This is a genomic window from Verrucomicrobiia bacterium (assembly GCA_035946615.1).
GTDB lineage: Bacteria > Verrucomicrobiota > Verrucomicrobiia > Limisphaerales > UBA8199 > DASYZB01.
The window spans coordinates 1-18,824 of record DASYZB010000132.1; the positions used below are offsets into that span (position 1 = coordinate 1).

At 59.0% G+C, this 18,824-nt stretch carries 11 protein-coding genes; 5 read left to right on the top strand and 6 right to left on the bottom strand.

Annotated elements, in window-relative coordinates; all coding sequences use genetic code 11:
• The first annotated feature begins 1,468 nt into the window (after window positions 1-1,468).
• From VG146_18935 to VG146_18945, 3 genes are all read left to right on the top strand, one after another.
• On the top strand, window positions 1,469-1,837 hold the full coding sequence (locus VG146_18935; GenBank protein ID HEV2394430.1) for a twin-arginine translocase TatA/TatE family subunit: 369 nt from the start codon (window positions 1,469-1,471) through the stop codon (window positions 1,835-1,837).
• Between the two features lie 1,782 nt (window positions 1,838-3,619).
• Window positions 3,620-5,383, top strand: a complete 1,764-nt coding sequence (locus tag VG146_18940; GenBank protein ID HEV2394431.1) for an alpha/beta hydrolase-fold protein — start codon at window positions 3,620-3,622, stop codon at window positions 5,381-5,383.
• 37 nt (window positions 5,384-5,420) lie between these two features.
• On the top strand, window positions 5,421-6,407 hold the full coding sequence (locus VG146_18945; protein HEV2394432.1) for a hypothetical protein: 987 nt from the start codon (window positions 5,421-5,423) through the stop codon (window positions 6,405-6,407).
• Between the two features lie 87 nt (window positions 6,408-6,494).
• Here the strand turns inward: VG146_18945 and waaF are convergent, their stop codons facing one another.
• From waaF to lpxK, 3 genes are all read right to left on the bottom strand, one after another.
• On the bottom strand, window positions 6,495-7,703 hold the full coding sequence (waaF, locus tag VG146_18950; GenBank protein ID HEV2394433.1) for a lipopolysaccharide heptosyltransferase II: 1,209 nt from the start codon (window positions 7,701-7,703) through the stop codon (window positions 6,495-6,497).
• A gap of 237 nt (window positions 7,704-7,940) precedes the next feature.
• Window positions 7,941-8,915, bottom strand: a complete 975-nt coding sequence (locus VG146_18955; protein HEV2394434.1) for a hypothetical protein — start codon at window positions 8,913-8,915, stop codon at window positions 7,941-7,943.
• Window positions 8,916-8,925: 10 nt separating this feature from the next.
• Window positions 8,926-10,095, bottom strand: coding sequence for a tetraacyldisaccharide 4'-kinase (gene lpxK / locus VG146_18960; GenBank protein ID HEV2394435.1), 1,170 nt, complete (start codon window positions 10,093-10,095; stop codon window positions 8,926-8,928).
• A 234-nt stretch (window positions 10,096-10,329) separates the two neighbouring features.
• Between lpxK and VG146_18965 the strand changes: the two genes are divergently transcribed.
• Window positions 10,330-10,668 carry a glutaredoxin gene (locus VG146_18965; protein ID HEV2394436.1) on the top strand — a complete coding sequence of 113 codons (339 nt, stop codon included), beginning with the start codon at window positions 10,330-10,332 and terminating at the stop codon, window positions 10,666-10,668.
• An 86-nt stretch (window positions 10,669-10,754) separates the two neighbouring features.
• On the opposite strand, the gene VG146_18970 is transcribed toward VG146_18965, so the two are convergent.
• Entirely contained in the window at window positions 10,755-14,711 is a 3,957-nt protein-coding gene (locus tag VG146_18970; protein ID HEV2394437.1) for an immunoglobulin domain-containing protein, read from the bottom strand.
• Window positions 14,712-15,047: 336 nt separating this feature from the next.
• On the opposite strand from VG146_18970, the gene VG146_18975 reads away from it, so the two are divergent.
• Window positions 15,048-16,721 (top strand): AarF/UbiB family protein, encoded by a 1,674-nt coding sequence (locus VG146_18975; GenBank protein HEV2394438.1) that lies wholly within the window; start codon window positions 15,048-15,050, stop codon window positions 16,719-16,721.
• Between the two features lie 16 nt (window positions 16,722-16,737).
• Here the strand turns inward: VG146_18975 and VG146_18980 are convergent, their stop codons facing one another.
• Window positions 16,738-17,391, bottom strand: coding sequence for a hypothetical protein (locus VG146_18980; GenBank protein HEV2394439.1), 654 nt, complete (start codon window positions 17,389-17,391; stop codon window positions 16,738-16,740).
• A gap of 11 nt (window positions 17,392-17,402) precedes the next feature.
• Window positions 17,403-18,701, bottom strand: a complete 1,299-nt coding sequence (gene eno / locus VG146_18985; GenBank protein HEV2394440.1) for a phosphopyruvate hydratase — start codon at window positions 18,699-18,701, stop codon at window positions 17,403-17,405.
• Window positions 18,702-18,824: the final 123 nt, after the last annotated feature.

The following is an 18,824-nucleotide window of genomic DNA, read 5'->3' on the forward strand; positions in this document are numbered from 1 at the left end:
TCCGGCGGCCCTGAATAATCTCGGTTCCCAGCACGCCGACAGGATGACAGAGGAAAAATCCGGAGTCCCGTACAAAATGAAAAAATCTTCACGCTCCTCATCCACCCCTTCGCCGGCTCAATTTCGACCTGAGTAGTTACCAACTTGCAGCCATCCGCCGAAGAGGCAACCGAGGACCAGTTAGTCAACGGCGCGTCGTCTTGCTTCCAGGTTAGCCCAGAATCTCTGGAACTAAAAATTCCGCTGCTTTTGGCGACAGCAACCATTTCTTTTCCATCCGTCGAAAGGGTGAGGGCACTGGCCATCACCCCGGGAGCAGTAACCTGGATCCAAGAGCCGCCTCGGTCTCTTGAGAGAAAGATCGTCCCGGCTCCTCCACGGCCCGTTGCCGCCAGCATCGTGGTCCCATCCCCTGAACAAGCGACAGAATACCACATTCCATTCGGCCCGATGTTCCAGGTGCCTCCAAAGTCAGTCGAGATTAGAAGGTAGAGCCCCGCAGCGGCGTCGAACCCAGCCAACATTGTGCTCCCATCCCTCGAGCAAGCCAGGGAGATTGGGTATCCTTGAAGCCTGCTATAGGTCCAACTGGCGGCGGAATTTGTAGTTAGGAAAATTTGGCTCCCGTACGCTTCCCCTGCGAGGTCTGCGCTCCCGACTGCAATTGTTTTGGCGTCCGCCGAACAGGCAACTGACGCCCAGTTGCCCCAAAACTCATTCGCCGCATTCAAAGCGATGGTGTCCCAGGTGATCCCCGCATTTGTAGAAATATAAAGAGGATCGGGAGGGAAATTGAAGGTGCCGGCCACCAGCGTGCTGCCATCGGCAGAAGCAACAACGGAGGCCCAGTTCGCCACAGGTGCGGCGGTTAAAACCCAAGATACCCCACCATTCGTCGAGATGTAGATACTACCTGCGGCAGAAGACACGTACTCCCCAACTGCCGCCACAATCTGTTGACCGTCTGCCGAGCAGGCAACAGAAACCCAGTTGGTAATGGGCGCACTGGTTTGAACCCAGCCCTGAGCAACAGCGCCAGCGGTAAGAAATAGAAAAAGAAGAACCCCCGCTGCTTTGAAAATTTTGGAAGCAACCGTTCTCACAAGTGTATGGACCTGGTTAACTGCCAAGTCCTCTAATTTCAACTAAGGAGACTCAAAAACGTCAATACAATTCTCACCCGCGCAGGCGTACAAAACAATTCGCGTGCCAAAAAGCAATTTCTTATCAATTATCAATTGACCGGTTCGGCATCTTCTGGTATGCTTGAATCGGATGCATCCGCTAAAGCGGCGCTCGTGCCCTGTCGCACTGTGGAGAGGCTCCAGCGAGAAGGACACCCTGCCGCGCAGGCGAAGCGGCTGGTGAAAGCCGTGATAGACCTTGAGGAAGGAAAGGTGGTCGATTATGTTAAACTTTGGTGTCACCTTGTGCGATTTTTGCCTTATTCTCCCCCGGGGGCGGAGAGGTGATTTTGATGCTTGCTCTGGTTCTGATTCTGCTTGGGGGCAGAAAGCTGCCGGAGATTGCTCGGGGGTTGGGCCAAGGAATTTATGAATTTCATAGGAACGTGAGGGAACTCAGTGAGGATCTTGATCAGGAGGCCCGCGACGCCGGGGAGAGTTTAGGTGGAATTTTTGGAAAGGCCGCTGCCCAGGCACTGACACCTGAAAATCAGGTTGCGGAACTTTACGATCCAGCCGCCTTTCAGGATTCTCGCGCCGAGAAGCGGAGAAAGTTTCGAGGCTTGGTCCGCCTGTATCGCCTGATTTGCCATCGCCTTCGCAGGTGCTTTGATGCGTTCATTCGGGCTTTTGGGTCTGGAGGGAAACGATGAGAAATGAAAAGCCCGAACGACCGCAGGCAGCGGACCCCGCGAGTCTGTCATGTTTGCATTCTGCACCTGTGGCGCAGGGGGCCTATACGGAGCGTTCGCCGAACGGCAACCACGGCGATATTTATCAATCATGAAATGTAATATCTGCGGCGCGGAAGAGGCGAGCGTCCACATTACGCAGACGCACCCCGCAGGGGGAAGCCCGTCTGCGTTTCATTTGTGCGAGGCATGTGCCAAGAAAATGGGCGTCAACGACCCGACAGGCTTTTCGCTTGCAGACCTACTCATCGCGGTGAGAGCGTCACAGCGGACAAATCAGAAACAAGAGTAAGGAGTGTTGGAAAAAATGGAGCACTTCAAGGCGAACCACCGCAGGGAGCAGGCCCCGCGAGTCCGTCCTGCTTACATTTTAAGCAAGTGGCGCGGTGCCGCTGCTACGGATCGTTGGGGCATATGGTTGCGTGCGCTAGTCGTCGGCATAGCCTTCGCGTTTCTGTATTCGGCCATCTGGGGCGTCCGCCGCAAACTATGATTCACGAACCCAACCATCCAGCTTCAGGCAACGGCCCGGCTGCGTCTCTGTTCGATTTTGAACGCCCCAGACGCGCCGTGCCTGAGCCGGTTCGTGAGGCGGCATCACCGCGGCTGTCATGAACAATGGCTTTTGCAAATTTCCTCAGACGCGGTTCTGGCACGAGGTTTGTCAGCATCTCGCGGAGCTTCCAGGCGTCGCAGTCACGGAAGCTACCGACGCTCCGGTTGTTGGCTCGTGGATCGATTTCACTTTTCGTGATCATTCCTTTACCATTAATGCGGAGTGTGGAGAATTCGTGTTTTTCGTCGAGGACCCAGGCTGCCCCGAGCCCGTGAGCGCTGAGGTCAGGGCGTACTTTGAGCCGTTCTTTGCAGAGCGGACAGACCACGGAGACAGCGGTGACATCACTTTGAGACGAGTATGACTACGCCCAATGGAGCGGCGATTGAGGGATGAACCAGAGAGCGCCGAACAATCGTTTTGGAGCGGATGCTGACCGGGCATTGTGCTCATGTTCGGTGCTTGATCCGCCCGGCACGGCTCAAAACGGTCGTTAAGTTTGGAGGGAGATTATGACACGAAAGGAGATCAATCAGGCAGAGTGGAGCAATCCAAAAACTGGTCTGGGCCCAAATGGTGCAAGCTGTATTTCAGCCGACGAGACATACGCGCATGGGTTCCAAAGTGGCACCAGGCTTTTGGGTGGACGATCAACATGGGAAACGCCCGTGGAGCCGTTTGCCTTGTCGGAGTTGTGATTGCTGCGATTGCATTTGTGGTGCTTTCAAACATTATTGTGCTGAACTTAATTGCAAGAAAATGACCATTGAGCTTAACCACCGCAGGCAGCGGACCTCGCGATTCCGCGCCGTGTGCATATCACGCCAGTGGCGCGGGGCCGCTGCTGCGGGGCGTTAGGCCAGGACAAAATGACTAATCGCGAATCACCCGCGCAGGCGTACAAAACAATTCGCGTGCCCAAAAGCAATTTCTTATCAATTTGGCTGGCTCGAGGAAGACCTGGCGAACCGACCCAAGAACGACCCGCTTAAACTTGATATGGCCGCTCGCTTGCGCCGGCAAACCACCCTGTCGATCAAAGCGATTGCAGCTCGGGTTCACCTTGGCAGTTCCAAAGCGGCCAAGCGGGTCATGTGAGCCACCTGCTCTATCGTGAACACCGATGCTATGATACAGCTATGATACCGATGTCAGTCAAAATAAGCTGTTCTGACCCCCACTCGATTATGAAATCATTCTTGCCCGCCGCGGCGCTGGTTCTCGTCACCCTCACCGCCGGCGCGAAGCTGGCCAGCAGCGGCGCCGCCGAGACGCCGCCGGCGCACGCCGCCCCGGAATACCAGCCGCCCGCCATCAAGCCGGCGGACATTCTGCCCGGCGCCACGAAGCAGTTCACGTTCACTCAGAGCCGGTTCTTTCCCGGCACGGTGCGGGAGGTCACGGTATTCATCCCGGCGCAATACGACGGCCGGTCGCCTGCGTGCGTCTATGTGAAGACCGATGGGTTCAACCCGCGCGAAAAGATCCTGCTGGAGACGATGATTGCGACCAGGGAAATGCCGGTGACCGTTGGCGTGTTCGTGCAACCCGGCGACCTGCCCGCGCCGATGAAAGGCACCCTCGGCCGGCGCAACCGTGATTTCGAATACGACGGCGTCAGCGACAACAACGTGCGGTTTCTGACCGAGGAACTGCTGCCTTTCGTTGCCGAGAAGTACAACCTCAGCCTCTCGACCAACGGTAATGACCGCTGTATGTCCGGCGGCAGCAGCGGCGGAATCGCGGCCTTCACCGCGGGGTGGAACCGGCCCGAGGCCTTCAGCCGGGTGTATGCGGCCAGCGGCAGTTGGGTCGCCTTCCGCGGCGGGCATGAATTCCCGGCGATGCTGCGCAAGTTCGAGGCCAAGCCCATCCGCGCCTTTCTCACGACGGCGACGCATGACATGGAGAACTGCGCCGGCGACTGGTTCCTGCTCGACCAGGAGATGGAAAAGGCGCTGCAGTTCTCCGGCTATGAGTATCAGTTTCGCGTGGTCGACGGCCCCCATGTCGCCGGCTACCTCAAACATTGGCGCGAGGCGATGGCCTACCTGTGGCGGGGTTGGCCCGAGCCCGTGAAGCCCGGCCCCAGCGCGCCGCGCGCGCGGGAGATTTTGGTTCCGGGCCAGGATTGGCAACTGGTGGCCGAAGGGTTCAAGAGCACCCGCGGCCCGGCGTGCAACGCGAGCGGCGAAGTCTTCTTTGCCGACACTTCGGCGAACAGGCTTTACCGCATCGGCCTCGATGGCAAAGTCAGTGTCTTTGCCGCAGACGCCGCCCAAGCCCACTGCGTCACTGTCGGCGCGGATGGCACTTTGTTCGCCGTCTCGGAAACGTCCGGCAAGCTGATGCGCTACGACGCGACAGGTAAGGGCCGCGTGGTGATGGAGGGCATTTTTGGCCACTCGATTCTCGCGCGACCGGATGGCGGCCTTTACGTCACCAGCAACGACGCGAAAGCCGGCTTGCCCGGGGCCGTCTGGCTCATTAAGGATGGCCAGAAGATGCTGGTGGACCGCGGCCTCAAATTCGCCACCGGCATGGCCTGCCGGCCCGACCGCTGGCTGCTCTCGGTCGCCGAAGGCCACTCGAAGTGGGTCGATAGCTATCAGATCCAGCCCGACGGCACGCTCACCAACAAAGAGCGGTTCTTCCACCTGTTCGTCACCGATTGGGATGACGATGCCGGCCCGGAAAGTCTCTGCTATTCGGTTGAAGGCCGTCAATTCATCGCCACCCGCAGCGGCATCCAAATCAGCGCCGACGATGGTCCAACGCAAATCATCCTCCCCGTTCCCGACCGCAGTCGTGTCCTGGGTGTCGCCCTCGGCGGCCCGGACAAGGACATGCTGTTCGCCTTCTGCGGCAACCGAATCTGGAAGCGCAAGATCCAGCAACATGCGATGGGCGCGTCCTCGCCCTGGACCAAAGTCAGCGGCACGCCCTTGTGAGCTGAAGCCAATCTCGACTCTCACTTGGAAGCAATCTATGTGTAAGCCCCGAAAGCTGGTCCGGTTGTTTGCCCTGAGCCTGACTCTGTGTGCCTGCGCCATCTCCTGCCTGGCGCAGACCTCCCCGGCGCGACCGGAGGTGTGGATGGGGCCTCCGAGCTGTGACCAGGGACGATGCTTCCGCGAGCTCTTTCAAAAGCCGGACGAGTGGAAGGAGACGCGCTCCTCTATCGACGTGGTCTTCTATGCCGATCACAACCTGAAGCGGCAGTTCACCGATGACGAGCTGCGAACCTGGTTTGGCCAGTTGAACGGGTGGACGCTCAAGTTCGGGATGGAGGTCGGCGCAATTAAGCCGTGGGGCCAGACCGGCGAGGCCTGCTTCAAGGCAGAGAAGCCCATTTGGGACCGGCTTGAGCAGCTCGGCGCCAACCTCTACGCCATTGCGATGGACGAGCCGCTGCTGTGCTGCCGCATGCACATCCACAAGCCCGACGACTACGCCGTCCAGGAGACGGCGAACTACATCGCCCTGGTCCGCCGGCATTTTCCGCAGATGAAAATCGGCGATATCGAGACCTATCCCTCCATCCCGCTCGCTGATCATGTCTGGTGGCTCGATGCGCTCCAGAAGAGGCTCGCCGAAATGAGCGTGCGCGGCTTGGACTTCTACCGGCTGGACGTGAACTGGGCCAACTTCATTGTGCAGGACCGTGGGAGTTGGGGTGAGGTGCGGCAGATCGAACTGGCCTGCCGCCGTCGCAAGCTGCCTTTCAGCCTCATCTACTGGGCTTCCGACCTTCCCGAACTCGAGCGCAAAGGCATCGCCGACGAATCCTCCTGGTATCTGTCCATCCTGCACCAGGGCACTGCTTACGCGATGGTGGATGGCCGGCCCGACCAGCTCGTCATTGAGAGCTGGCTTCAGTCGGGCAACCCCAAATGCCTGCCGGAAACCGAGTCGTGGACGTTCACCCGCTCGGCCCTGGATTTGACCCGCTTGCTTATGAGGGCCAGGCGATGAAGTGCGCCTGCCCCCTGATGTGCCGACAGGCTTTGAGCGTGCGACCAGGGCTAAGCGATGGACGCCAGGCTGCCGGCTAATTCGACGCTAGGGCGGCCTCTGGCGCTGGTCTGCGGCATCAAGCGCTTCGAGGACTGCGGCCGTAATGGCTGAGGGGGTGATGCCGGTCATGCAACGCAAGTCGATTGGGCAGGAGCGGCGGAAACAGGGCGAACAAGGGGCCTGAGATGTAAGCAAGTGGTGGCGTGGCTCGCCCGGCAGGCCGGGGCCGGTCAGTTCGGGGGAGGTGCTTCCGAAAGGGACAACGACGGGTGTGTCCAAGGCGGCGGCGGCATGCATGGGACCGCTGTCGTTGGTGAGTAAAACCCGGCACAATTTGAGCACCGCCAGCAATTCGCGCAGGGAGGTCTTTCCACTAAAATTAATGGCCTGACCGCCCGTTTGCCGGGTGATCTCCTCGCATAATTCAGCGTCCTGCGCATTCCCCAGCACCACCCAAACCCGATTCGGGTCTCGGCGGGAGACCTCCCGGCCCACCGCAGCAAAGTTCTCCACCGGCCAGCGTTTAGCCGGTCCGTAAGCGGCCGAGGGGTTCAAGCCAAGCCACACCGGTTTTGATTTTGTTGCCATTGCGCCGGAGAGTTTGAGCCGAGCCGAAAGGAGCTTGCTCTCGACGGCTTCGACTTCACCGCGCAGCACCTCCAGCCGGGGAGAAAGGGGTTCAGGGGAAGCGCCCAGGGTGGCGGCCAAATGCAAGTAATCATGGATTTGGTGTGTGCCGGCCACCAGAGCCGGCGGCTCGGGAATTCTGGGCGGATTGAGCCGAATCAGTTCCTTCACTTCCCTGGCGGACCGCTTATGCATCGGGCGCCGGCCAAGCCGGGCGGGGACGCGCTCAGTGAGAAACCAGTTGCGCAGTCGATGTGCGTAACCGACCCGCCGGGGGATGCCAGCCAGCCACATTTCAAGGGCGGACCTGGGCGAATTAGGCAACACCAGGGCAAGGTCAAAGGGGGCCTTTGCGTCGGACTGGAGGCGCCGGATGTTGGAAGCGACCGTCCAAGGAGTCGAGCCGCGTGGGGCTTCGAGGACCGCATCCAGGAGGGGCTGTGCGCGCCAAAGGGGGCCGAGGTGTTCGGGGGTGAGCAGGGTGATTTTGGCCTGGGGAAAGCGCTCGCGAATTCGCTGCAAGGCAGGCAGGGTCATCACGGCGTCCCCCAGCCAATTGACGCCACGCACCAGAACCCGGCAGGGGTCGGTTAGTGGGGAGGCCCTAACATGAACTGGATTACACACGGAGGAAGAAGCATCGAGATTTCGTTGAACATTGAACATTGAATATCGAAGAGATTACAGGAGGACCGTGGTTCAATAAACCAATCATGTGGGGGCAAGGTAAAGGGCCTCCTCTCCCCGGCCCTCTCCTCCAAGGGAGGAGAGGGGGGGCAGACTGCCAGTCAGCCCAACCGGCGGTACCGCCGCAAGCGCTTGTACCGAGTTCGTCACTGGCCGTTGCAACATGGTGGCATCTGGTTAGGGGCGGCCTTGGGTTTCCACGTTCGCAGATTTAATGTCCTGACCAAGTGCCTGGGTTGCGGGGGGCTGGATGGAAGTCCCTGCCGCCTCGCCCTGGCCCTTGCTTTTCCACCGGTTATGGACCCAAAACCAGTTGGCCGGGTCCCGCCGTACGGCGGCTTCAAAGGCGCGGTTGACATCGAGCATAATGGCGCTGGGGGACCTGTGCTGGCCATTTTCGCGGGTGGAGATTTCAGCGCCTGCCTCGATGCGCCAGCGGGCCAGGCCGGTGCGGTAGCAGATGCCCGTGTAGAGAGAGCACTCGTAGCGCAGCGCGAAAATTGCCGGGGCAGGGGAAGTGGAACAATCACGCCCCAGGAACGGGAGACAGAGCCCGTTTCTGCCCGCGTGCTGGTCGGACAAAAGGCCCAGCAGCACTCCTGGCCGATGCATAAAGTTTCTCAACGCCGCCCCATCAAAGCGGCGCTCGAAGAAAAGGCAGCCCGAGCGCTCGCGCAAGGACTGCAGGAGTTGGTCCAGCGAGGGCAATTCCAGGCCACGGTAGGTTGTCGCGCACTGAAAGGCGGGCAGGAATTGCCCGAAGCGCGCGTATAACTCGAAATTGCCGAAGTGACCGATGGCGGCAACGACCCTCGAAGGAGCTGGTGAAGCGGCGCTACCCGCCAGGGCCGGCGGGGGGATGAATTCAACATGCGGTCGCAGCTCTTCCATGGTCATGGCGGCGGTCTTGACCGCGCAGGCAAAGTTCTCTCCTATCCGGCGGAAGTTCTCGCGAGCCAGCGCGCGTATCTCCGCCTGTGATTTTTCCTGGAAGCACAGGGTTAGGTTCCGCAGGGCGACCCGCCGGTGCCGCGCATCGAGCCAATAAACCAAAGCGCCCCCGGCGCCCCCCAAGCGGGCGACCCATTCCAGGGGCAGGCCCTGTATAAAGGCAACCAGCCCTCGGGCGATTAACGAAAGCAGCGCGTCCATGGGGCTGTCCTTACCGGAAACAAATCTTGCGCACGCAATCCTGGAAATCATCGGCGCCGTGCAGGATTTTAATTTCAACGCGCATGAAATAGATCGGCAGGTCGCGCCGGTCGATCTTTGGAAAACGGACTGCGTCTTTCTGTGTTGTGATAATGGCTTCGGCCTGGCGCTTTTTGCTTCGGTTAATCACGTTGAGGATTTCCTGCTGGGTGAACCGGTGATGGTCGGCAAAGCGCCGCGAGAAGACCAGCTCACCCCCGAGCTGGACGAGGCTGCCTTCGAAGCTTTCGGGCTGGGCAATACCGCTCAAGGAGGCCACCTTGCGCCCGCGCAACAGGTCGAGTCCGCAGCGCTGGCCTGTAAAGACGTCTTCCAGGTAAAGCGGGTGATGAATGCACTCAATGATTCCGGCAGTCGGATTGACGGCAGCAATGCGCCGGCGCAGGGCGGCGGTGTTGCCATCGCTTTTGGTAATGAAAATCGTGCTGGCCCGGGCCAGGTGCGAGGGCGGTTCCCGCAGCGTGCCGCGCGGGAGCAGCCGCTCGTTGCCGAAGGGTTGCTGTCGATCGATGAGCACGATGTCCTGGCGGCGCCCGCGCAACTTCCAATATTGAAAGCCGTCGTCGAGCAGGAGCGTGTCGCAACCAAACTTTTCAATGGCATAGCGCCCGCTCTTGACCCGGTCCTTATCCACCAGCACAACGACATCTTTCAGGTTGGAAGCCAGCATGTACGGCTCGTCCCCGGCCATTTCCGAATCCAGCAGAAGGGATTTGCCGTCCGAAACCACGCGCGGTGGGGTGGTATCGTCCCGGAGAAAGAGTTTGTTAACGAACCATTGGTGGATGGGGGTCGGCTTGGAGCGGTAGCCGCGCGAGAGGATAGCCACCGTGCGGCCCTGATCGCGCAGTTCGCGCGCAAATTTCTCCACAACCGGCGTCTTTCCCGTGCCACCCACGGTCAAATTGCCGATTGCAATGACCTGAACACCCAGCGTCGAGTCGCGTAAAATGCGCACGTTGTAGAGAAAACGCCGGGTTTTGACCGCCACTTGGAAGAGTTTGGAACAGCCGTACAGGGCGCAACGCACGACGGCTTCTTTAAAGCCGCGCCGTTCTTCAAGAATGACCTCCAACAGAAAGGTCTCAATTGTTTCGATCCAGGGAAGCCTTTCGCGCATCTGCCCTCAGTTTGCCAAGCGGGCGCCCTCTGGGCAAGGAACTCGTGGGAAGGTAAAGGGCCTCTTCTCTCCGGCTCTCAGCAGGTTCTGAGGTTCAGCGAGGTTGGGCTTTGACAAGTTTCCGACAAAGTTTCCGATAAAGGGAGATGAGATCGTTATTAAGATGCCCAAACTCCAACACGAATGGCTTGGACTTACGCCGGTTATGTGGCAGTATAGGGTTGAATCTAAAATATGAGTAAACCAAATATAATCGCTTATCTGAAACCGAGCTGCGGCTGGAGCCAGGGTGTGCGGGCCGTGCTGCGCAAATACGACCTGCCGTTCGAGGACCGAGACATCATCAACGACCCGGCGCAGCGGCAGGAGATGATTGAAAAGAGCGGTCAGATGCTGAGCCCCTGCGTCGAGGTCAATGGGCGTATGCTGGCCGATATCAGCGGCGAAGAGGTGGAGGCCTATTTGATGAGCCAGGGCCTGGTCCAACCCAATGAGCGCTCCCCTGAAGCGCCTACCAACCAGCCTTGCGCGCACGAGATGCCCTCCGAGAGCCCGGTCACCCTCCGGCGTTAGCGGCGCGGTTTGCGGCGTCCTTCGACAAAAGATTTCAAGATTTCAAACAGAATCTAACGAAGGGAACGAAGAGGGTCATTGCGGGGTCATTGCGCGAGTACGCGGTAGAAGCGCATGGCGTTGGTGGCACTCGAATCGGCGATCTGCATATTTGTGCCGTTGCCGTATCCGGTGCTGATGGTCTGCCAGGTCACGGGTGGCGCCAGGTTGGTTGTCTGTTCCACAATGTAATAGATGCCCGGCTGGCTGGTGAAGCTCAGGCTGAAGTTGCTCCCGCTCAGACCACCAACGGAGACCGTCGGCGAAACCAACGGCAACACGGTAATGCCCAGATTGGTCGAGACCCCACCGGGATTATCCGCGTTATAGGCTGTGAATGTAATGGTGTAGTCGCCGGGATTAGTCCAAATATGGGAATAACGCAGCTCACTTGCGTTCGTAAGAAACGACCCATCGCTAAAGAACCAGGCCACGCGGCTCGCCCAGCCAGTCACCAAGCCAGAGAGCAAATCACGGGCTGTCTGAACGACCGGAGACGGATAAACAACGGCGCTCACCGATAAGGGCCCTTTGATGTTTGCCGGCCAGACCTCATCGCAACCCATCGAGGGCGGATTGGTCCATGGCTCGCCGTCAATGTCTATGCCCGAGGTATTAGCCGCAGTGCCTGCGCCGCGGCAGGGCGAGGTGGTCGCCAGATGGATGCCGTCCATCAACTGGGGATCGGAGGAGATATTGCTTGCGCCGCCCGAAAGAGGAAAGGAACAAGAGTAATAAAACACCGCTCCGTATGAGTCGGCGGGGAACCCTGAGAGGGGGCTACCGCCTTCCCAATTGCCGGACACTATGGAATTGGTAACGCTGGTGAAATTGCCATAAAGACCGCCTGCGCCGCCATACGTCTTGATGAAGTTGCCGCTGACTGTGCAGTGATTCAACCCGCCCCCATTCTGCCATATACCGCCGCCCAGAGAGACCGCCCAGTTGCCAACCACGGCCGAGTTGACCAGCGCCGAAGCGTAAGCCCCGCCACCGGACTGATTGCTTGTGTTGCGCAGCACGCGGCAGTTTTGGACCAGCCCCCCATACACCCCTCCGCCGCCGTAATTGGCAGCGTTGGTGCAGATGACGCATTGCGTGAGAGTTGCTTGAGGCGAAGCCCAAACCCCCCCGCCGCTTTGCAAGGCGATTTGGTCGCCCGTGTTTCGAGTTGCGCCGCCTTCAAGTGTGAACGCGTTGAGAATTGCGCCATCGGCAACCCAGGCGCAGCGGACCGCTCCGGGGCCATTGGTGGCAGGATCCCACGCCCCTTGAATCGTTGTGAATGCGCTCCCATTAACACTGCTGAGAGTCAGTGGTTGAGTCACTGCCACGCGGTTGGTTAAATCGCCCGCCATGACGCGGCCACCGCTTGCATAAAGCCCGTTAGTGACCAGCACGAAATCACCCGCCCCGGCGGCATCGATGGCGTCCTGGATATTCGTCGCAGCAGTTGTCCAGTCTGAATATGGTGTCGTTGGATTTACCCCCGCCGCATCGGCGCAATGAACGACTACTTGGGCCACCACACTGGTCGCCATGCCGAAGGCGTTGCTGGCCACAACCTGGTAAGCCCCGGCATCACCCGGGCCAAATCCGTTCAGCGTGAGGTTTGGAGTCTGTGTCGAAGTAAAATGAGTTCCATCCACGAGGAGCCCGCCGTCTTTTAGCCAAGAGTAGGCAAACGGTCCCTGGCCGGCGACCACCGCCCCGCTGAAAACAAGCCCCAGGGGCGGCCCGGTAAGTTGCGGGGAGGCAGCCACGGTGACCAGAGGGACTGGCAGCCACTCATCACAGCCCATCGAGGGCGGATTGGCCCAGGGCTGTCCGTCAATGTCGGTACCGCTGACCACGCTATTTGTTCCTGCGCCGATGCAGGGTGAAGCCGCTCCCAGATGTATGCCATCGGGCAGAAGCTGCGGGTCCGCGGCGATGTTGCCTGCACCCGAGGCGAGAGGCGTCGCGCAACAGAAGGCCAACGTGGAAAGGGAGTCGTAGTTCATCCCGCGGTTTCCGAACACGAGGCAATTAGTGAGTTTGGCCGAATAGACACCGGCTAAGCCATAACCAGTAAGCGTGACTGCCGAATTACTGGAAATCGTACAATTGACGGCTGTCCCAAGATAGACGGCCCCGCCACTGCTTTGGATAGCTGGGCTTTGGTTGTGTGTGACCGCGCAATTTCTGAGATTGCTGAATGCGGCTCCTCCCCCGCCCAGGTTGGCGAAATTGGCGTTCAAGAAACAATTGGTCAGATTACACGAATCGGCCCCACCGCCGGACCCTGGCGTCGAGTTGCTCGACAAAGTGCACTTTATCAACTTGGCCTGATACACTCCTCCTCCTCCTTTGGCTGCAGCATTCCCTGCCAAAACGCAATTGACCACTGTCGCGTTCGTGCTGGAAGCTCCCCAAGCCCCGCCACCATAGCCCTGCATATCGGATGAGCTGTTACCTACCCGAGTCGCCCCGCCTTCCAACGTAAAGCCGCTCAAGACGGCCCCATTGGTCAACCAGGCGCAGCGCACGGCCAGAGGGCCATTGGTCGTCGCAGGGTCCCATGCCCCTTGAATCATCGTCAACGTCGGGCCATTCACACTTTCCACCAAGAGGGCTTTGTTGAGCGCGACGCGGTTGGTCAGGTCACCCCCAATCGCTCGGCCGCCGTTGGCATAAATGCCGTTGGTCACAAGCACAAGCTCTCCCGGCAAAGCAGCGTCGATCGCATCCTGGATATTCGTCGCGGCACTTGCCCAATCGAGGTAAGGAGCCGTTGGGGTCGAGTTGGCCGCATCCACACAATGGATGACCAGTTGGGCCACGATGCTGGTGGTCATCCCAGATGCATTGCTCACTGCAACCTGGTAAGCGCCCGCGTCGTCCAAACTAATCCCGCTGGCCGCCAGATTTGTTGTGTGCGAGGCACTCCAATGCGCATCGTCCGCTATCGGCGCGCCATCTTTAGTCCACCAGCAGGTGAATGGCTCCTGGCCCGCTGCCACGACGGTGAGATTGAACCCTACCGGATAGCTGCTGAACTGGATTTGTGGAGCCATGGTAACCACCGGCTCAGACAGCCACTCATCGCAACCAATCGACGGTGGGTTTGCCCAGGGTTGCCCGTCAATGTCCGTGCCGGTCACCACATTGGTGCCTGCGCCCCGGCAAGGAGAGGTGCTGGCCAGGTGGATGCCATCGGGCAGCAATTGCGGAGCAGTGGCGATGTTTCCAACTCCAGAGGGCAAGGGAGTGGTACAACAGAACGAAAGCCTTCCCCCCGAGTAATTGGCCGCTCCGCTGAAGCGGGGCATTGTATTGAAATAAACAATGCAGTTAGTCACCGCGCAGTTGAATGTCCCATACGCGAGATTGCTGACTATGGTGCAACTGGCCAAATTGCACAGGTAAGCGCTTCCTGAGCCAGGAGCCCAATTGCCTTGGAGAACTGAATTCCTTATGGTCCCCAGATAAACGCCTCCCCCATCGCTGGTCGCTGCATTCGATTGGATAATGCAATTAAGCACTAATGCGTTGGAAGAGGCGCACCAAATCCCGCCCCCGCTTTCAAGGGTAAAGACAGCCCCGCTCGCGCGGGTCGCACCGCCTTGCAGGGTAAAACCCGCCAGTGTCGCTCCATTCGTCATCCAGGCGCAGCGCACTGCCAGCGGCCCATTGGTCGTGGCTGGGTCCCAAGCCCCTTGTATCACGGTCAACCCCGGGCCGTTGACGCTTTGAACTGTCAATGCCTTGTCCAGGGTCACACGGTTGGTTAAATCCCCAGCCATCACCTTGCCGCCGGTGGCATAAATGCCGTTGGTGACCCAGATCAGGTCGCCCTCACTGGACGCATCGATTGCATCCTGAATATTTGTCGCCGCACTGCTCCAATCGGTAAAAGGAACAGTGGGATTCGAGCTGTTGAGGTCCACAAAGCGCACCGTGGCGGAGGCAGCCGCCAATGCGGTAAAGAGGATGATTGATGCTAAAAGCGCGGGACGTTTCATAATCAATGTTGCCTTGCCTTAATCCAGGATGACGCCCGAAATAGCGTATTGTTCCGAAAGTGTCAAGGAAATTCAAACGGGATTTCAACGGGTGAGGCTTCTCAAATTCTGGGCGTGGGGGGAAGGTAAAGGGCCTCCTCTCCCCGGCCCTCTCCTCCAAGAAGGGAGGAGAGGGAGGCCGACCGTCAGTCAGCCCAACCGGTGGTACCGCCGCCGCAAGCGCTTGTAATGACTTTGTCACTGCCCGTGGCAATCACGGGTATTCACCCCCTTGAGTCTGGAGTGCGAACAACTACGGTATTTTATGTTCTGTACTGGATTAAGCAGGAGAGCCCAATGAAGTTGTCGCCCCATTGTCTAAAGCGCTATAAAGACATTACGCTGCTGCTGCTGAAATACGGCCAGCCGAGCCTTGCCTCGCGATTTGTCCAGGAAGAAGAAACAAACCATCGCGGGGGCAACGGCTCGCGCAATGCCGAGGAATTGCCTGGGGACCTCGAACGGCTCGGCCCCACGTTTGTGAAGTTGGGCCAGTTGCTTTCAAGCCGCTCGGACCTGCTCCCCCCGCTGTTCCTCAAGCCTTTGGCGCGCTTGCAGGATAAGGTCAAACCATTCCCATTCGAGGAAGCGGTGTCCATCATCGAATCCGAACTGGGCACCAGGATTAACAAGGCGTTCGCCTCATTTGAACACGAGCCGCTGGCGGCGGCCTCTCTGGGCCAGGTCCATCGGGCTGCGCTCCATGATGGCAGGCCGGTCGCGGTCAAAGTCCAACGTCCCGGCATCGTCAAGCAGATCGAAGAAGATTTCGCGGCGCTGGAAGAAATCGCCCGGTTCCTCAATCGGCACACGAAGGTAGGCCAACGGTATCAGTTGCAAAAAATGCTTGAGGAATTCCAGCACACCCTCAGCCACGAACTGGATTACCGGCGGGAGGCCTCCAACCTGCAAACCATCGCCCGCAACCTCGAGAAGTTCCCTCGCATCCAACTGCCCTTGCCGGTGGCGGACTACACGACCCGCAAGGTGCTGACGATGGACTACCTCGAAGGGTTCAAGATAACCGAGCTTTCGCCCCTGGCCCGGCTGGACCTGGACGGCAAGGACCTGGCTGAGCAACTCTTTCAGGCCTATCTGCACCAGATTCTCGTGGACGGCATCTTCCACGCCGACCCGCACCCGGGGAATATCTTTGTGACGCCAGACCACAGGATAGGGCTGCTGGACTTGGGGATGGTGGGCCACATGACGCCGGGGATGCAAGAGAGCCTGCTCAAACTGTTGCTGGCGGTCAGCGAAGGGGAGAGCGACGAGGCGGCCGATATGGCGGTGCGCATTAGCACTCCGAGCTTTGATTTTGATGAGCCGCATTTCCATCACAAAATCGGTCAACTCGTTGCCGAGCAAAAGAATGCCACTTTGTCCGAGATGGATGTCGGCAAAGTCATCCTCGAAGTGGGCCGCAGCGCCGCAGAGACTGGCCTGTTCGTGCCTCCCGAGCTTTCGTTGCTGGGCAAAACCCTGCTCCAACTCGATGAGGTCGGCCGGACCCTCGACCCGGATTTCGACCCCACCGAATCGGTCCGGCGCAATGCGCGCAAGCTGCTCAATGACCGGCTCAAGTCGTCCCTGACCGAAAACCGCGCTTTTGCGGCGCTGCTGGAGGCCAAGCAGTTCGTGGGGGCCCTGCCGGCGCGGCTGAATAAAATCCTGGATACAATCGGCGAGGCGGAGTTGAATGTGAATGTCAAGCCGGCGGAGACCGAGTTCCTGGTCGAGAGCGCGCGCAAGGTGGCCAACCGCATCACGACCGGTCTGGTTTTGGCGGCGCTCATTATTGGGGCGGCGCTTTTGATGCGCGTGCCGACCAGCTTCGAACTGTTCGGCTATCCGGGCCTGGCGATGATCTGTTTCCTGGTCGCTGCAGGCGGCGGCTTTTGGTTGGTGGTGAGCATTCTTTGGCAGGACCACAAGTCCAAACAAAAAAGCCACTCCCCTCGCGCACCCTGACAACAGGTCGAGTGAGTCACTCGCTTGGCTTAGGCACGATGATCAACTTTCCGTCACTGACCTGGATGCTCGCAATCCGGCTGAGCGCCGCGGCGGCGCGCGGGTTCGCATTGACGCGGGCTGCGAGATTCTGTCTGCGGATAGCATCCATATAGCCGCTGGGCAGGGGCTTGCCTTTCACCACGCACTCTTGCATTCTCAGCCGCAACACCCCGTTCTCGATGGCAATTTGAAACGTTCCGGTCCCGTTCAGGTAACGCCCGCGAAAGTGGTCCAGGCCAACCTCGGCCATCGGCAAGCTGAACTGACCGCTGAGGCGGTCTCCGTCGATCATGACGTATAATTTGTCTTTGAAACCCCGGAATTCAGGTTCACTCGCAATCAACGCATTGACGTCATCCGCGCTCAGGGCCAGAGGAGCGGTGGGGCGCCCGGTTCGCACCGCATCACGGAAGCTGTCGAAACGGTCCTGGACCTGGGCGATTTGCTGCGGTGTCAGCTTGAGAGCCGGCAGCGGCATCGGTTTGGTGTCGGTGTAGTTATTGAGCAGTTTCTTAAACTGCTGGATGCCAAGCAAGCCGGCTATCAGAATGGCCACCAGGCAAACGACCCCGGTAATGCACCCATAAAAAAAGCAGCCCCGGCGTCGAGGCACCTTTTGGTCAGTCATTTATTGCGATTCTAGCGCCCCTTGGCGGCCTTGGGAAGGGCTGTCTGGCCGGCATAAACAGCGTTCTTTCCCAGCAACTGCTCGATGCGCAGGAGTTGATTGTATTTCGCCAATCGATCCGAACGGCTCAACGAGCCAGTCTTAATCTGGCCGCAGTTTGTCGCTACTGCAATGTCAGCAATGGTTGCGTCCTCCGTTTCGCCCGAGCGATGGCTGAGCACGGCAGTATAGGCATGGGTCTGCGCGAGTTGAACCGCATCCAGGGTCTCCGTCAAGGAACCAATCTGGTTGACCTTAACCAGAATGGAATTGGCGACACCTGAATCGATTCCCTTCTGCAGGAATTTCACATTCGTCACAAACACATCATCGCCGACGAGCTGTATCTTATCGCCGAGCTTGTCGGTGAGGGTTTTCCAATTCTTCCAATCGCTTTCGGCGCAGCCATCTTCAATGTTGACGATGGGGTACTTGCCGCACAATTCCACATAAGAATCCACCAACTCATCGCCGTTGACGGTTTTGCCCGAGCTTTTCTTGAATGTGTAGGACCCATTGCCGTTGTAAAACTCTGAAGCGGCAACATCGAGGGAGAGAAAGATGTCTTTGCCGGCCTTGTAGCCGGCGTCCTTGATGGCCTGGAGGATGCATTCAATCGCGTCCTCGACGCTGCCCAATTTGGGCGCAAACCCGCCTTCGTCGCCCACGGCGGTGCTGAGGCCCCGTTTTTTCAGGACCGCTTTAAGAGCGTGAAAAGTTTCCACGATGGCCCGCAGGCCCTCGCTGAAGGTGGGCAACCCATGGGGCATGATCATGAATTCCTGGAAATCGATGGGCGCATCCGAATGCGCGCCGCCATTGATGACATTGGCCATCGGAACGGGCAACACCTTGGCATTGGGCCCGCCCAGATATTTGAATAGCGGCATACCCAAGGCATCCGCTGCGGCTTTGGCGGTGGCCAGCGAGACCGCCAGGATGGCATTGGCCCCCAGCTTTGATTTGGTCTCCGTGCCGTCCAGGTCGAGCATGACCCGGTCCACTGTCAACTGGTCGAGAGCGTCAAGGCCTTGCACCGCAGGAAGGATTTTCTCAGTCACATTCTTCAGCGCTTTGGTAACGCCTTTGCCTTGGAAACGCTTCTTGTCGCCGTCGCGCAATTCAATGGCCTCATGCTCGCCGGTGCTGGCGCCGGAAGGGACCGCCGCGCGGCCCACAGCGCCTCCGGCCAGAATCACATCGACTTCGAGAGTGGGATTGCCGCGTGAATCGAAGACCTCACGCGCTTTGATATCATAAATTGTGCTCATATCTTTGTAATTCCTTCAGGGGCTCGGACGGCCAGGTTCCTTCCTGATTTGCGTCCAGCTCAGTTCTTAACAGCGGGCGCATGATAGAACCCCCGAAATGGGAGTCAAGCGATGGCTCAACAA

Excerpts from the sequence above, each read along its gene's own strand:
- VG146_18940 (HEV2394431.1), top strand. The coding sequence starts at position 3,620 with ATGAAATCATTCTTGCCCGCCGCGGCGCTGGTTCTCGTCACCCTCACC.
- VG146_18945 (HEV2394432.1), top strand. The coding sequence starts at position 5,421 with ATGTGTAAGCCCCGAAAGCTGGTCCGGTTGTTTGCCCTGAGCCTGACT.
- VG146_18955 (HEV2394434.1), bottom strand. The coding sequence starts at position 8,915 with ATGGACGCGCTGCTTTCGTTAATCGCCCGAGGGCTGGTTGCCTTTATA.
- lpxK (HEV2394435.1), bottom strand. The coding sequence starts at position 10,095 with ATGCGCGAAAGGCTTCCCTGGATCGAAACAATTGAGACCTTTCTGTTG.
- VG146_18965 (HEV2394436.1), top strand. The coding sequence starts at position 10,330 with ATGAGTAAACCAAATATAATCGCTTATCTGAAACCGAGCTGCGGCTGG.
- VG146_18970 (HEV2394437.1), bottom strand. The coding sequence starts at position 14,711 with ATGAAACGTCCCGCGCTTTTAGCATCAATCATCCTCTTTACCGCATTG.
- VG146_18975 (HEV2394438.1), top strand. The coding sequence starts at position 15,048 with ATGAAGTTGTCGCCCCATTGTCTAAAGCGCTATAAAGACATTACGCTG.
- VG146_18980 (HEV2394439.1), bottom strand. The coding sequence starts at position 17,391 with ATGACTGACCAAAAGGTGCCTCGACGCCGGGGCTGCTTTTTTTATGGG.
- eno (HEV2394440.1), bottom strand. The coding sequence starts at position 18,701 with ATGAGCACAATTTATGATATCAAAGCGCGTGAGGTCTTCGATTCACGC.